This window comes from Nostoc sp., assembly GCF_036919815.1.
Classification (GTDB): domain Bacteria; phylum Cyanobacteriota; class Cyanobacteriia; order Cyanobacteriales; family Nostocaceae; genus Nostoc.
Genome location: NZ_JBALCE010000048.1, coordinates 1 through 16,166, shown reverse-complemented (window position 1 = coordinate 16,166; position 16,166 = coordinate 1). Strand labels below are relative to the sequence as shown.

At 41.2% G+C, this 16,166-nt stretch carries 13 protein-coding genes; 8 read left to right on the top strand and 5 right to left on the bottom strand.

What is annotated here, in order from left to right:
• Positions 1-99: 99 nt before the first annotated feature.
• A complete protein-coding gene (gene cas12k, locus V7K15_RS12325) occupies positions 100-1,992 on the bottom strand; it encodes a type V CRISPR-associated protein Cas12k (RefSeq protein WP_334905788.1) in 1,893 nt (630 codons plus the stop codon).
• Positions 1,993-1,998: 6 nt separating this feature from the next.
• On the opposite strand from cas12k, the gene V7K15_RS12320 reads away from it, so the two are divergent.
• Positions 1,999-2,160, top strand: coding sequence for a hypothetical protein (locus tag V7K15_RS12320; protein ID WP_334905787.1), 162 nt, complete (start codon positions 1,999-2,001; stop codon positions 2,158-2,160).
• 85 nt (positions 2,161-2,245) lie between these two features.
• On the opposite strand, the gene V7K15_RS12315 is transcribed toward V7K15_RS12320, so the two are convergent.
• From V7K15_RS12315 to V7K15_RS12305, 3 genes are all read right to left on the bottom strand, one after another.
• The gene (locus tag V7K15_RS12315; protein WP_334905786.1) at positions 2,246-4,096 is read right to left on the bottom strand and encodes a GmrSD restriction endonuclease domain-containing protein; all 1,851 of its coding nucleotides are present in this window, start codon (positions 4,094-4,096) and stop codon (positions 2,246-2,248) included.
• A 308-nt stretch (positions 4,097-4,404) separates the two neighbouring features.
• Positions 4,405-4,632: a hypothetical protein gene (locus V7K15_RS12310; protein WP_334905785.1), complete on the bottom strand. Its 228-nt coding sequence runs from the start codon at positions 4,630-4,632 to the stop codon at positions 4,405-4,407.
• A gap of 69 nt (positions 4,633-4,701) precedes the next feature.
• A complete protein-coding gene (locus V7K15_RS12305; protein ID WP_334905784.1) occupies positions 4,702-4,929 on the bottom strand; it encodes a hypothetical protein in 228 nt (75 codons plus the stop codon).
• 297 nt (positions 4,930-5,226) lie between these two features.
• Between V7K15_RS12305 and V7K15_RS12300 the strand changes: the two genes are divergently transcribed.
• From V7K15_RS12300 to V7K15_RS12275, 6 genes are all read left to right on the top strand, one after another.
• Positions 5,227-5,358, top strand: a complete 132-nt coding sequence (locus V7K15_RS12300; RefSeq protein ID WP_334905783.1) for a hypothetical protein — start codon at positions 5,227-5,229, stop codon at positions 5,356-5,358.
• A 268-nt stretch (positions 5,359-5,626) separates the two neighbouring features.
• Positions 5,627-8,479, top strand: coding sequence for a helicase-related protein (locus tag V7K15_RS12295; RefSeq protein ID WP_334905782.1), 2,853 nt, complete (start codon positions 5,627-5,629; stop codon positions 8,477-8,479).
• Positions 8,480-8,534: 55 nt separating this feature from the next.
• Entirely contained in the window at positions 8,535-9,668 is a 1,134-nt protein-coding gene (locus tag V7K15_RS12290; protein WP_334905781.1) for a hypothetical protein, read from the top strand.
• A 222-nt stretch (positions 9,669-9,890) separates the two neighbouring features.
• A complete protein-coding gene (locus V7K15_RS12285) occupies positions 9,891-11,576 on the top strand; it encodes an Eco57I restriction-modification methylase domain-containing protein (RefSeq protein ID WP_334905795.1) in 1,686 nt (561 codons plus the stop codon).
• A gap of 54 nt (positions 11,577-11,630) precedes the next feature.
• The gene (locus V7K15_RS12280; protein ID WP_334905780.1) at positions 11,631-12,077 is read left to right on the top strand and encodes a hypothetical protein; all 447 of its coding nucleotides are present in this window, start codon (positions 11,631-11,633) and stop codon (positions 12,075-12,077) included.
• A gap of 125 nt (positions 12,078-12,202) precedes the next feature.
• The gene (locus V7K15_RS12275; protein WP_334905779.1) at positions 12,203-12,484 is read left to right on the top strand and encodes a hypothetical protein; all 282 of its coding nucleotides are present in this window, start codon (positions 12,203-12,205) and stop codon (positions 12,482-12,484) included.
• A 318-nt stretch (positions 12,485-12,802) separates the two neighbouring features.
• Here V7K15_RS12275 and V7K15_RS12270 read toward each other — a convergent pair whose 3' ends face one another.
• Positions 12,803-13,153 carry a transposase gene (locus V7K15_RS12270; protein ID WP_334905778.1) on the bottom strand — a complete coding sequence of 117 codons (351 nt, stop codon included), beginning with the start codon at positions 13,151-13,153 and terminating at the stop codon, positions 12,803-12,805.
• 385 nt (positions 13,154-13,538) lie between these two features.
• Between V7K15_RS12270 and V7K15_RS12265 the strand changes: the two genes are divergently transcribed.
• Positions 13,539-16,166, top strand: a 2,628-nt coding sequence (locus V7K15_RS12265) for a helicase-related protein (protein WP_334905777.1), incomplete at its 3' end; no start/stop codon positions are given.

Sequence of the window (16,166 nt, the reverse complement as noted above, 5' to 3'; positions counted from 1 at the left end):
CCCAGATTTTTCACAGTACATTGGCTCCAAAGAACATGAACTGCGGCGCTGTTATTTTCCTATTATAATATTTTCAAGGTACAGAATTTTTTAGCTAAACTAAAGCAACTTCACTTGGCGCTCTTGATAAGCAAACAAAGCTAAATCTCTGGCTTGTTCCTCTTGGCTGTCTCTAATTGGCTGTGATCCGCTTTCGATAGATATTCCACTTTTCCCAGCTTGGATTTGAATACTCTCGATTAATCGACCATAGCTCCAACGGTGGATGCTGATACGATAATCTTTGGCATAGTTTTGTTGACCTTCCTTGTAACCTGGAATTTTTTTCTCTGCTTTTGCTTGAACTTCGCTTTGAATAATTTCTCGCATATCACCGAGTTTGGGTATAACAATGCTGCCAGCAGAGTAAGTTTTTGCGATCGCAACAATCGCATCTGCCAGTAATCTATCAACATATTGTCCTAACTCTGATTCACCGAATGAGTTTGGCGCGCTTTGTTTCTGAGCTTTGTGACGTTCGTGTGAGAGACGTTGCTGTTGCTGCCTCTGGCGATTTAGTAAATTGTAGTTGTCACCGAGTAGTTGTTTAACACTACGATAAGTCAGAACTTTTTTGCTGGCAGCATCTACGACAGCAACAGTTGCTGGTTTTTCTAGACCTAAACTGACACCAACCAGAATATTAGATTTTACTTGATATATAGGTTCTTTGGGACGACCAGGGAAGGGGTTCTCAAGTTTCCGCCTCATAGTTAAGTCTCTTGTTAGACGATCTACATGGGTCTTCTCTCGATAACCTCGTTGTTGCATATTGCTGATAGTTTGTTCAGCCTGATTTATTTTTTCAAGGCGTACTAGTTCTGTTCCCTCGTCTGTCCACAAGCGGGTCTCTATAGAGCATTGAAGAATTAAGCGGTGAACCCTCCACGGATTACCTTTACCCTTTCTTTCCTGCCAGACCAGACGTGCAGAACGTAGAAGAAATAATCCAGAAGAGTATGTATCTTTGGTTTCTTTGTTCTCATGCCAAATTTCCCAGTCTTGGTAGAAGCGTTGAAAATAATCAAGCTGTCGAGAATCACAACAAACAAAAAATTCAGGATTCTTGATTTTTTTCTTCAACCCATTAAACTTGACAAAGATACAACCTTTTTTCTTTTTTAGGTTATACCAATTTACATCTCCATGAGAAGAGCGTCTTATTTTGAAATAAGCATACTTCATGAAGCTGGATGTGCCTGATTTTAAAGCCCAACTCAAAAAATATGCTTGCCAAAATCGTATTCTTGCTCTCTTGGTATAACCATCAACAGGATTTGTAAACCAATCCAAATTAAAATAAACATACTTCATGAAGCTGGATGTGCCTGATTTTAAAGCCCAACTCAAAAAATATGCTTGCCAAAACCTTATTCTTGCTCTCTTTGTCTTCTCATCAACAGAATTTGTAAACCAATCCAAATCTGTATTCGTTTCATAATCAACAGGATATGGCATATAGCTATCTGCTGTTAAGAGGCTAGCTTGCCAAGACCTAGCCTCATCTTCATTCAGAGGGAGATTATTGGTCGCCTCTTTTAAAGTTCCTAACCACTTTTGTGCTGTTAAATCTCGACCTTTTGGTTTCTGACTTTTGAGTTGGTTTCTTAAACGCTCAATTTCAATTTCTTTTTTGCGCCTCCTTTTAGTATATTTATCGAGGTCTTCATCATCTTGATTGACCTGACAGTTATTTTTTAGCAGATAGGCAAAAGCACACTTAGATAGGCAGTCTTCGGTTTTATCGTAAGCATCAAATAATCCATCAAAAAGTGTTTTATCTGTAGTATTTAAAGAATCTTCTTTCTTTTTTTTGGTCTTCTTGCCCCTTTGACTAGTATTACTACTTATTTTTATTATAAGCGTAATGACGTAATGCCGCAATAGCTTTTTAGCGCAAATGTGCTTTTGCCAAAATGCTGTGCCACAATTAAGCCCGAACCAAAGCAGCATATGGAGATGGCAGAAGAAACTAGAGAAGTTCGGGGAAGAATTCCTAAAGATTTAAAAATCGCTTTTGAAATTGCTTGCGCTCGTCTGGAAGCCACGCAGACAGCAGCTTTGGAGGAGGCGATTCGAGACTGGTTGCAAAAAAAAGAATCCTCTGAAAAACAGCACTAGGACGATTGAGGGACGCAGTTGCTATCGGTTAAGTTTGCTGTCAAATACTCAATTGAGTAAAGTTAACGATTGTGGCAGTAATTGCTTAATAATTATTTATGATTTCGGGATGAAGCTTATACTCTTTGCTCTTCCCGTTATCAGAGTGTCCAGCAAAATCCTCAAAAGATTCAAAACTTAAACTTTTGCCCATTGCCTTTCCAATTAGCGTTAGCAAATTATTTGCCCGCATCTGGAAAAATGCTTCAAAGTCATCTCCCCGTAAAGTTTTTGGAGATATAGCGTGCGATCGCAACATTTTATCCAGCCTTCTAGCTGATGTCCCAGAAAGTTCAAACTCCTGTAAATAAACGGAAGGTGCTTTACTACCAATCTTCTTGTTCGTTTTGGCACTTAAAGGTGTGCGATTAATCAAACAGTTATATTTTTTGGGTTCAATGCCCTGTTTGCGACACCATGCGACTGGAAAGATGTGGTGCGAATCTATCTGTTCTTCAAAATAAATAACATCATTGATTTCCTCTCCAGTACACCAATCAATTGCCCCTTCGCGTCTTAATAAAGCTGCCAAACCCTGATACACCGCACCGTAACGTTTCCTAACGCTAATCAGCCGATCAAAAGAGAAATTCGCTTGCACAATGCTAAAAGGAATTGAACCACCTGCTAACCAGTCTGCTACTTCAACTATCTCCCGCCCTACGCGTGTCTCATACCAGCGTGTATATACTTCACCAAAAATCCCGCACCACAACCAACGTTCCAGCATAGAACGTACCTGAGAAGAGCGGGAACGCTCTCCAAGAAGAGTAAAAATTGCACTTAGAACGACTAATTGAATGGGGTAAGCTAAATCATCTGCATCAAAGATTTTTTGACTATAAAGGAAACGAGCAGACTCTTCAAAACCTCTGGTAATTGGGTCAACCCATTTTTGATATTCTTCTTTGGTGAGTTTTAGTACTTCAGCGCGACCACAAGCAACACCTGGTAATTTATCGAGATTCCACCCTTGCTTTAAAGCTTCTATCCTCTTGGCATAGCCAGCTACCAAGGTAACTGCTTGTACAAAATCAGTACTTCGTAGCTTTCGCAATACTTTTAATGATTTGAAGCGATTTTCTCTCTGCTTCCAATCATCTCTTAAGCTAAAGTCAGCACTGCAAGAGCTGGAACTCATTAAATCGAAATAATTGAGGTCACAGCCAGAAGTATTTGTATCCTCAAAGACTTGGCAAACAGCTTCTTTTGGTAAGGAGTCACGCAGTTGGATAACAGGTATTTGATAATGCTCGAATTTCTTGAGAATTTCTAGTTCTAAAGTATCAATTAGTTCCAGCTTTTGAGAATTGTATCGCCAATGCTTAGAGAATTTACTACGCCATTCCGAAAAAAAGAAAACCTTGGATAAAGGAAACAAGAGCGCTTCATATTCTTTTTCGGGAGTAGAACAATCAATTAAGTTACCGGAGAAAATTCGCATAATTTTGGATTCTGGCAACACAACGATCGCACTACGGCGATCGCACTCTGGGTCGAGGCATTTTTCAATATCCAGGTAGTACCACTTTTTGATAATTTTCTGGCTTTTTTGGTCTTTGATGGTTACAGGTAGCTCAGAGAGCAGCACCATAAACAAAGCTGTCAGGCGTTGCTGTCCGTCAAGGATTAATAGGTTTGGAGTATAATTTTCTGATTTTAATACTCCATTGACTAGGCGGGGTTTGAATTGTCGGCTTTGATTACCTTGCTGAAGCATCATTACTGCGCCAATTGGGTAACCCAGAGATATGCTGGCAAGCAAACGGCGCACATGGATATCGTCCCAAACCCAATCTCGTTGAAAATCTGGAAGTTGGATACGTCCAGTTTTAATGTCTTTCATGACATCAAGGATAAAATATTTAGTGATGTCAAAGGTAGAGATTGAGTCCATTGGATGTTCTGCCATTTTTGTCATCAAGAAAGATGCGGCTACTCGCTACAGCTAGTACTTCTGTACCTCAGCCTAAGATTCTCTTTGGGGTAACAGCAAGGGGTTTTTGGGGCAGTTGGTCGTGAGTAGCGATCGCTTTTCCTTAGTCTTGAGGAAAGTCTGGTGGTAAAGTAGCAATTCCTTCTGCAACGAGATGTTTAAACTGATTAATTAGGTCTGCTTGCCGTAAAATTCGGGTAACGTATTTGGGTCGTCGGCGAAAGCCTGTCCCCCAATCTTTAACAGTTTTTGGGCTAGTACCTGTAACGTCAGCGATCGCATATAATGCAAGCTTTGCGATAATTACGTCCTGGTTCGTGATTAACCCAACGACGGCAATACTCTATCGGTTCTAGGGGCAACTGACAGAGGATATCAATTTGATATTTATGTTGGTGGGATTGCCTCCCAGTTTGCATCTTGAGCGTTGGTGAGTTAGTAAGGGTTATAGCAGCAGGGAATTGTGAAGATACCAAGCTACTGCACCCAAAACCCATACTTGCTGACCTCAACTTAAGAAATATCTGCTCTTAGCACAAGTATTTTAGTCACGATTCACGAGTAAATTATTGTTGCGGAAAGTCAGGCGGTAGGACTATTTTTTTGATTTGGTTGAGCATATCAGCCATGCGTAAAATATGTGCTGCATAATTGGGGCGCTTCTCGAAGTTGGAACCCCAATTACCTATAGTCCTTGGACTCAGCCCAGTTGCTTCGGCGAGAGCGGCTATGCAGGCTTTTCTGTACCCCCGGTCATCGGGGGACATATCAACCCATTTTTTACAGTATTCCATCGGCTCCAAGGGCTTTTCACTGAGCGCATCGATTCTATATTCAGCCCTTGGGCGAATGATGTCTATGACCTTACTTGATCTGAGTAATACGCTTACTCACGATTCATGACTATTCTGAAAAATATCATCAGTTTTTGAACGTCAACAGATAGGGTTGTTAATGGCTAACAGGGTTTTAAGGTGTTGAAGAAAGTTTAGCTATTTGTTGGAAGTGCCAGCCCAAAAGTCATCCCGTCGATCAACAATCTTTTCTTTTGCGCTTGTCTAAAGTTCACGCAAACAGCAGTTTTAGAGGAAGTGATTAGAGATTGGTTGCAGAAAAAAGAGTCCTCTGCTGATAATTTGGCTGAGATTGTCGAAGATAACAGGCGATGTTTACGACGGGCTATTCGGCGTCGCATCCCTTTTCTTTACAGCGATCGCTTTTAAAGATGTTTCGTTTTGTGCGATCGCACAAAACGCCAGCTAGAGGTAATTAACTATGTAATATTACTCAGGGAATTTGTTTTAAATTAAATTATCAAAGATATGTGAATCAACTTGATATTTTTATAATCAACGTAATATTTACTAGGTAAGCTAGTTACCAATTAAACATTACAACCGATATCTACTGGCACTTAATCAAGAGCAGGTAGTAGGAAATCAATCCTTACTGCCTATCTTCTGCTGCCTACTCTCTAAATATAGGGAAACAATGAAAGAAATCTTGAATCCCATACCAGGCTCTATAGTTGCTTGTCGCAGTCGGCAGTGGGTTGTACTACCAACCGAAAGTGAAGATGTTATTCGCTTGCGACCGCTTTCGGGAAATGAAGATGAAATTGCTGGTATATATCAGCAACTAAAGCTAGAAAATATTGAACCAGCAATATTTCCATTACCGAATGCAGCTGGTGTTAAAGACCACACAGCAGCATTATTGCTGATGGATGCTGCACGTCTATTACTCCGCAATGGCGCTGGGCCATTTCGGAGCTTAGGGCGGTTATCGCTGCGTCCCCGTCCCTATCAGTTGGTTCCCTTGTTGATGGCGCTGAAGTTAGAGATAGTGCGGCTGTTAATTGCTGATGATGTGGGTATCGGCAAAACCATTGAGGCTGGATTAATTGCTCGTGAACTTCTAGACCGAGGCGAGGTGAAGCGGATTGCAGTGCTATGTCCGCCTCATTTATGCGACCAATGGCAACAAGAATTACGCGAAAAGTTTCATATTGATGCTGTGGTAGTGCGTTCTGGGACGGCTTCTAAGTTGCAGAGAGCAATCCCTAATGATTCTCATCATATATTTGGTTACTATCCTCACCTGATTGTTAGCTTGGACTATGCCAAAGCTGACCGTCGCCGTGCAAGTTTTATTACTCACTGTCCAGATTTGGTGATTGTGGATGAGGCACATACTTGTACGCGTTCCAATAACAAAACTACGTCTCAGCAACAGCGTCACCAGTTAGTTCAGGAAATCGCTAAGAAACAAGAACAACATTTACTATTGTTGACTGCAACTCCTCACAGTGGCATTGAACAATCTTTTCTGTCACTATTGGGATTGCTTCAGCCAGAATTTGAGCATTTCAATCTAGATCGCTTGACTGAGAAACAACGGGATAAGCTAGCCAACCATTTTGTTCAACGGCGAAGGGCAGATGTGAAGTTGTGGTTGGGTAATGAAACACCTTTCCCAGAAAGGGACTCGGATGAACAATCTTACAAGTTATCGAAGGAATATAGGATATTATTCGACGAAGTTTATGATTTTGCTCGTGGTTTGGTAAAAACTACGACCAAAGAAATGAGCTACGCCCAGCGTCGGGGAAGATATTGGTCAGCTTTGGCGTTGATTCGTTGCGTAATGTCTTCGCCTGCGGCGGCGATCGCCACTTTAAATCGGCAGGTTGCTAAATCAGGCAATTCATTAGTCGTTGATTTAGACGAAGAGTTGATGAGTTCTTACGTTCACGATCCTACAGAACAGGAGCAAGCCGTTGACGCATCACCAACTATAGTGATGGAACAAGGACAGCAAAGCTACAGAGATGCAGACAGACGAAAGTTAAAAGCTTTTGTGCAAGCAGCAGAGAAATTGCGGGGTGATAAAGACCAGAAACTACAATCTTGCATCGCCACAGTGACATCTATGTTGCAAAAGGAGATGAATCCAATTATCTGGTGTCGCTACATTGCTACTGCAAATTATGTAGCTGAAGCGTTAAAACAAAAATTGGAGAAAAAAGGTAGTGAAATTCGGGTAATTGCCATTACTGGAGAACTATCGGAGGATGAGCGAGAAGTTCGCCTAGATGAGTTGAAATCTTATCCTCAACGAGTATTAGTTGCAACAGATTGCTTGAGTGAAGGAGTAAACTTACAAACCCACTTTAACGCCGTAATTCATTACGATTTACCCTGGAATCCCAACAGATTAGAGCAACGGGAAGGGCGTGTTGACCGCTATGGTCAAACTGCGTCTCAGGTGAAATGCTGCTTACTTTACGGTCAAGATAACCCCGTGGATGGTGCAGTACTGGAAGTACTGATTCGCAAAGCTGTGCAAATTCACAAGTCTTTGGGAGTTACTGTTCCTGTACCAATGGACAGCACTACCGTAGCAGAAGCAGTATTCAAGTCCTTATTTGACCGTGCTACCGATGGGGTGCAGTTGTCCTTATTGGATTTGCTGGATGAAAATGAATCCCCAGTTGAGCAAATCCACAAAAGTTGGGATAAAGCTGTGGAAAGGGAAACAATCAACCGCACCCGCTTTGCTCAACGTGCCATCAAACCTGAGCAAGTAGAACAGGAATTGATGGACTCTGACCAGATTTTAGGTAATGAAGAAGACGTAAAACGGTTTGTTTTGTCTGCCTCTGAATGTAAACCCTCTCAGCGCAAAGACGATGATTTCTCCTTTTCCTTAATCAAGAAAAAGCAGGCATGGTTGCTGCCAACACCACCAAAATTTCTTCAGGCAGTACTAGGGGATAAATCGCGTTTGCTTACTTTTACGACCCCTGCGCTAGAAGGGTCTGAATATGTGGGACGTAACCATCCTTTGGTTGAAGGTTTGGCACGTTATATTCTCGAAGATGCACTCTCACATACCAAAGATACAATAGCGGCGCGGTGCGGTTTTACGACTACTGATGCTGTTCAAAAGACCACAACTTTGCTTTTGGTTAGGCTACGGCATTTATTAGAAAGTCCCAAACATCGAAGCTTACTGGCGGAAGAATGTGCAGTTATCGGCTTTACTGGTTCTCCGTCTAGTCCTAGTTGGTTATCACAGCTAGAAGCAACTTCACTACTGCAACAAGCCAAGCCAGTCGGGGATGTTGGACAGTCCATTAAGCAGATGGAAATTGCGGATTTACTAGAAAGACTGACAGAACTACAGCCAGATTTAGAAAAGTTTGCCCAACAAAAAACCCAGCAACTTTTGCAAAGCCATCGGCGGGTGAGAGCAATTACCCAAGAAGGTCGAATTCGCGTGACTCCGCAATTACCGATGGACATTCTTGGTGTTTACATCCTTAAACCAGGACGTAAGTAAAAGGCTTGTACTAGCGCTAAAGCAAACATTAATTTTTATTCCTAATTCCCCAGATATGAAAAATTCTCTGACTGCGCTTCAAATAGAAGGTAATTTACTTGCTCCAGATATGACAGCCCAACTGCTAGAAGGCAGTGTTAAAGGACAAGCAGTGGAGGATTTTGGTTTTACCAAAACTGACAAATTAGCTGATGAAATTGCGATCGCTTGGGGAGATGCCAAGGCTTATTGGGCTGCATTTCAACGGGCTTTAGAAAGACTGGATGAAAATGATTCAGCTACAAGTATTACCCGCGAAATGTGGACAGTACCTCTGCTACATAGCTTCGGTTATAGCCCTGTATACACTGCAAAAGCCGAAGTGGTGCATGGGCAAACCTATGCAATTTCCCACCGTGCTGAATCAGGAGAAAATAAGCCACCGATCCACATTATTGGTTGTCGGTTAGAAATCGATAAACGTCCGCCCAGTGGGACACCAAGGTTATCAGCACACGGGCTGGTGCAAGAATATCTGAATCAGACAGAACATCTATGGGCGATCGCAACTAACGGTTATCGCTGGCGGTTACTGCGCGATTCTTCTTTGATGACACGGCTTACTTATATCGAATTTGACTTAGAGCAAATTTTGAACGGCGAAAATTTTGCTGATTTTGGGTTATTTTATCGGCTTTTCCACCGTTCCCGTTTGCCTCTTGGTGTTGATGATGCGGATAAGTGCCTGTTGGAATTTTACCACCAAGAGGCGCTGCAACAAGGGGGACGGGTACGCGATCGCCTGCGGGATGGAGTAGAACAAGCCTTAATTCAACTAGGTAACGGCTTTATCCAACACCGCCAAAACGAACACCTCCGCCAAAAACTCTCCGATAATTCCCAATTAGGAATTACGAATTACGAATTTTATCGTCAGTTATTGCGGCTAATTTACCGCCTACTATTTTTAATGGTGGCAGAATCCCGCAAATTGCTATTTATCACAGATGATTTAGAGAAAGTGCGAATTTACCGTGAATATTACAGCATTGAACGACTGCGGGAGTTAGCCGAACGTCCCAATTGGCGGCGGGAAGGTTTTCAAGATTTGTGGCAAGGTTTGCGGGTAACTTTCTGTCTGTTTGATGAAAACTGGCGGGGTAAAATATTGGGTTTATCACCCCTGAATGGGGATTTATTCGGTTCATAAACACTGGCAGATTTAGATGATTGTACCATTGATAATTATGATTTTCTAATAGCAATTCGCTATCTCTCACTCTACCAAAATAAAGCACAACTGCGGCGGGTAAATTATGAATACCTAGATGTCGAAGAATTAGGAAGTGTCTATGAGAGCCTACTCGATTTTCACCCCTAAATCACTCCTAAAAATTACCAATTACCGATTACCAATTACGAATTCAAATTGGTGTTTGGTAGTGACAGGAAAACCACAGGTTCTTACTATACCCCACCGCAGCTTGTACAACAACTGATAAAAACAGCTTTAGAACCTGTAATTGAAGATAAATTAAAAAACCTAACCCCCCAAGCCTCTTCCCTACAAGGTAATGGGGAGATTCAAAGCCTCTCCCCTAGTAGGGGAGAGGTTTGGAGAGAGGTAATATCTGCAAAAGAAAAAGCGTTACTTAGCCTCAAAATTGTAGACCCCGCCTGTGGTTCAGGACATTTTTTATTAGCAGCAGCAAGGCGAATAGGTAAAGAATTAGCTAAAGTACGAACTGGGGAAGCTGAACCAGGTAGTGAACCTTTAAAATTAGCGATTCGAGATGTAATTCAAAATTGTATTTATGGGGTGGATTTAAACCCCTTGGCGGTAGATTTGTGCAAAGTGGCTTTGTGGATTGAAGGCTTTCCAGGTAAGTTACCACTCAACTTTTTAGACCACCGAATTAAGTGTGGTAATTCTCTGGTGGGAGTGTTAGATATTAATTGTCTGGATGAGGGAATACCTGATGAAGCATTTAAGGCGGTAACTGGGGATGATAAAAAGTTATCCTCACAGCTTAAAAAGCGGAATAAGAAAGAACGGGAGACGGATAACCAAGGACAATTATCAATATTTGGAGGTTTAGAAACCGAACGTACACACTACGCAGAAAGTGCGCGGGAGTTAGGAGATATTCCTGAAGCTACACCGCAACAAGTAAAAGAAAAGCAAGCGCGATATCAGCAAACTCGTAAAGATTCGGGATGGTGGCGAGATTATTCGGCGTGTAATTTGTGGACTGCGGCATTTTTTATGCCGTTGACTGAACAGAATTTGCAATTGTTACCGACGACGGCGGCGTTAACTCAGCTTTTGCGGGGTAATTTGTCAACGCAGGAGATAAAAGATGCGGCTAATAAGTTGGCTGAAGAGAAGCACTTCTTTCACTGGTGTTTAGAGTTTCCTGAAGTATTTGAACAAGGTGGGTTTGATTGTGTATTGGGTAATCCACCTTGGGAACGAATTAAGTTACAAGAAAAGGAGTTTTTTGCTTCTCAAAGTGCGGAAATTGCTAATGCTATAAATAAAGCGGCGCGGGAGAAGTTGATTAAGGAATTACCAAATAAAAATCCTGAGTTAGCACAAGCGTTTGAAGATGCGAAACATGATGCTGAGGCACAAGGTAAATTTATTCGGGAGTCGGGTAGATTTCCTTTAACTGCGGTGGGAGACATCAATACTTATGCTATTTTTGCTGAGACTACGAGAAAGTTGATTTCATCTGATGGAAGGCTTGGAGTTATTGTTCCTACTGGAATCGCAACTGATGCGACTACATCGGAATTTTTCCGTAATCTTGTTGAATCAGGAAATCTTAAAGGTATAACAGGATTTAAAAACGAAAAATTTATATTTACTGGAATTGAACACGTCGTTACTTTTTGTACTGTTGTTATTGGTGGTTCACAATTACACTTTGATGAAATGAAATTCTTATGGCTTGCTTATACTTTTCAAGAAGCAAATGATTTAAATAGACAAGTAGTTCTTAAATCTTCGGATTTTAAATTATTAAATCCTAATACTTTTACCTGTCCTATATTTCGCACTTGCACTGATGCTGAACTAACCAAGAAAATTTATCAGGCTGTACCCATTTTATAAAATGAAAGTAGAGGAAGCAACCCTTGGGGTGTTTCATTTCTGACTATGTTTCATATGTCAAATGATAGCGGGTTATTTAAAAATGAAGCAAGTAATGGTTTAGTTCCACTTTACGAAGCAAAGATGTTTCATCAGTTTGACCATCGATATTCAACTTATGAAAATGCAACACAAGCACAGCTTAATGTAGGAATATTGCCTAAGCCACAGGAGGAAGTGAAGCAAAACTCACATTTTTCTGTTCAGCCGCGTTATTGGGTGAGTCGGGTTGAGGTGGAAAATCGGTTAGCTGAAAAATGGAATAAAGATTGGCTTTTGGGTTTTAGAAGTATTTGTAGGTCAACTGATGAACGTACTGCTATTTTTAGTTTATTACCTAAAGTTGGAGTAGGACATAAAGCACCAATTATATTGATAGATCAAAAACATTTAACATTAGTTAGTTGCTTTTTAGCTAATTTTAATTCACTAATATTTGATTTTATAACTAGGCAAAAATAGGAGCTACTGATTTTAGTTATTTCATAGTCAAACAACTCCCTGTCCTAACTCCTGAATCATACACTCAAGAAGATATCAAATTTATTAGCGATCGTGTACTCGAATTAGTCTACACCGCCTACGATATGCAACCCTTCGCGCAAGATATGGGATACGACGGCGAACCATTCATTTGGAATCCCAATAGACGCGCATTATTAAGAGCAGAATTAGACGCATATTACGCCAAACTCTACGGACTCACCCGCGATGAACTGCGATATATTCTAGACCCTTCTGATGTCTACGGCGCAGACTTCCCCAGCGAAACATTCCGCGTTTTGAAGAACAACGAAATTAAGAAATTTGGCGAATACCGCACCCAAAGATTAGTTTTAGAAGCATGGGATAGAATGTTTGGTTCGTAGTAGCGCTTCAGCGCATCCGGGTTAAGAGGCGCTGAAGCGCTACTACGAACGAATGAACTACTATAAATCATCCCATGCTTTACCATAATCTCGTACCGGATATTCAATCCAGCAACTGCGTAACCAATCCCTCCCATAATTTTCTAAATACCAATGAACACTAGATTCAGCCCAATTATAAGGAGATTTTACCCAACCATGTTTGACCGGATTGTAATGAATATAATTCAAAGTCGTATAGTAATGTCGTTCAGAACGAATCGCTCTGTCACTAAAAGAACACCAAAGTTTACCAGTTACGTTATCCTCAAGATTCCATTATCTAGCAATGGAACCATGAATTGAACGCAAAATATTACTTAATACTTTAAAATTTATATTTTTGACTAATAAATGATAGTGATTTTCTAAAACAACCCAAGCAAGGATTTCGATATCTTGATATGTGAACTGTTCAAATAATTTATTTAATAATTGCTGACGACGTTCTTCACTATTTATTCGATATTTATGCTCATAACAAGTCGCAGTAATTAGATAAAATTCACTGTTTTTTACTGGATGTGGTGGTGAATGAGGAGGATAACCCTTAGCCAATCTTTCTTGAACAATAATTATTTTTTGTTCTTGAGCAAGTCGCCGATATTCGTACATCAATGTTTTTGACACATCTATACATTAGAGATTATAGCGCTAAAGCGCAACTACGAGCTAAATTAAAAATTTTGCCAAAGCTTGTACAACGGGGACTCAGTGTTCAGGAGATAGCAGAGTTATTAGATTGGATGATGAAATTATCAGAAAAGCTTTGCAATCGTAATTCATAATTCGTAATTAAGTTTTGCAAAGGGGATTTAGACCACGACACAAAACTTGTTGCTTGTTAGAAGGTGGGCTTAAATCCCCAAAGTTTGTTAATGTAGATTCGATGATTAATTTAGATTGCTTTCTGGTGTTCGCGTAGCGTCTTTTAGAGAGAGTTTTAACCTTGTTTTAAGGGTTAAAACTCTCTCTAAAAACTTTTAATTATTCATACTATTACTAATTACTAATTATGAAAATCACCGTAAAACTACAGGAATTATTACAGCAGCCCGAAACGGGAATCTTAACCATCAGTACTTTATTAGCTCAAAAATTAGCATTACTAGATTGTACAGGTGTTGATTCAGTTCCAACAGAACAATTAAATCTAATCTTCACCAGCATCTCCAAAGAATGGGATGTCGAACTAAAAGAAATTTTTGATCCTTCTACCCTAACAGACACCTTCGCCGCCCAACTCTCTCAATATATCGACCAACGCTTAGGACGCACCCAACCACAATCCTCAATTACGAATTACGTTAGCGTAGCGGTAGCGAGTCCGCGAGCCTCATTAGAACCTACGAATTATCTTGATATTTTTAATTTTCGCAACGAAGTAATAGGCGACTACCGCCGCTATATTGAAAGCTTCTTAAAAATCCGTGACCCCAAAGTTAAAGCCTTTGTAGACCAAGAATTAGACAAAGGACAACTCTGGTCTGACCCCTTAATCCAACTAAATCCCACCTACAAAAAAGGTGCAACTGTCACAGAATTGGTGCAACAAAAAGTCCTTCATCCAAATTGTGAACAGTACTTTTCAATAAACAGTAAACCCTTTACTTTCCATTACCACCAAAAACAAGCCTTTGAAACTGCACAACGCCAAGAACCTTATGTAGTCACTACCGGAACAGGTTCCGGTAAAAGCATGACTTACGTCGTGCCTATTTTCGATGACTTACGCCGGGGATGGCGGATTGTCCAACCCAATCTCGAACAGTGTGGATTGCTGCTAATTGAATATGACGGCTTGCAAGAAGCCTGTGCTGACAATGCCCTTTGGCAAAAACACCGCCATCAAGTCTTACTGCAAGCAACCCCCCAAGAACGTTTCATTGCAGCCCAAACTTTACTCAACCTGCTGCGGCGTTCATTGGCAATCAATGCGCCACTGTTGCAATCAGAAAAGCGAGAACAGCTTAAAAATGAAGTCATTCCAGTTATTAAACAAACCTGGGCTTTTGATGAAAACGAACAGTTACATCAAGCAAACTGGGCAACTACAGCTAGTGGCAATAATGATAAAGCAAAACTTAAGCTGACATCTAGAAGTCAAATTGGCAGGTTTTTGCGATCGCCTAATGCGTGGTCATTGCGAAGTCAACTTTTAACAGAGGAAGAATACACCAGTTTAATCAGTACCTTAATTAATGCCTTGTGTGATGCTGGTTTTTTATACCAACAAAAATCAGAGGTACAGCTACAAATTAGTTCTCTACTGTGGAAAGCTACAACACTCAGCGAAATCCCCCTTGATCCTTTAACATCCCGGCGCTTACAAGGGAACGAAAAAGCTAAAATCCTTGTTAACAGCTTTTTTAAAGAATTCTATCAAACCAATGCCCGCCAAATTCAAGCAATGGAAGGGCGAGAACATACAGGACAAGTAAGTAATAAAGACCGCCAAGAACGAGAAGATAAATTTCGTCAAGGACAATTAGCAGCATTATTTTGCTTCCCCACGATGGAATTGGGGATAGACATTTCCGACCTCAGCGTTGTCCATCTGCGGAATGTTCCTCCTAGTCCCGCCAACTACGCCCAACGTAGCGGTCGCGCTGGTAGAAGCGGACAGGAAGCTTTAGTAATTGCTTATGCCTCCATTGGGAGCGGTCACGACCAATACTTCTTTAAACGCCAAAATCAAATGGTTGCCGGTGTTGTCGCCCCACCCAAATTAGAACTGGCAAACCAGGATTTAATTAAATCTCATGTGTATTCAATTTGGCTAGCACACACTGGGCTTTACCTGGACGACTCTATAAATAAAATTCTGGATTTGGAAATAGAAGGTTATCCCCTCAGAGACAGTGTGCGCCAGCAATTAACCATAAGTTCTGGGAAACTCGCGCAATGTCTGCAAGCTACCGAGTCCATCCTTTCTGATGTTTTCTGCCAAAACGATCTGCGAAAAGTATCTTGGTATTCGGTAAATTGGTTACAAAATACCATCGAAAATGCACTGAATAGTTTTGACCAAGCCTGCAAGCGTTGGCGTGATTTGTACTCGGAAGCAGTTAAGCAGTTAGAACAATCTCGCCGCAGCATCGATCGCTCTGCCAGAGGCGATATCACCAAAGAGGAACGTAAAAATGCTGAAGCCCAAGAACGAGAAGCACGACGGCAAATCGATTTGTTGGTGGGACATAAGCAAGGCACAACTAATACTCAGTTTGAATTTTATCCCTATCGCTACTTTGCTGCCGAGGGATTTTTACCAGGGTTTAACTTTCCTCGCCTACCAGTTAGGGCATTTATTCCGGCTGGTGAAGGCGGTGGATTCATCTCACGACCACGCACTGTAGCTTTGCGCGAGTTTGCACCAAATAATATTGTTTACTACGAAGGTAGCAAATTCATGGTGGCCAAAACTAAAATTCCTGTTGGTGGCATTGAAAGCGAGTATAAAAGGGTGAGTGTTTGCGCTAATTGCGGGTATTACCACGACGGCGATTTTCGTGATACTTGTGAAAACTGCGGGGTAGAAATTAAACCTGATATTCATGGGAATGTCGCCAAACTTACCCGTGTATTGCCAATGGAAACTGCGATCGCTCGCCGTCGAGAACGCATCACCTGTGATGAAGAAGAA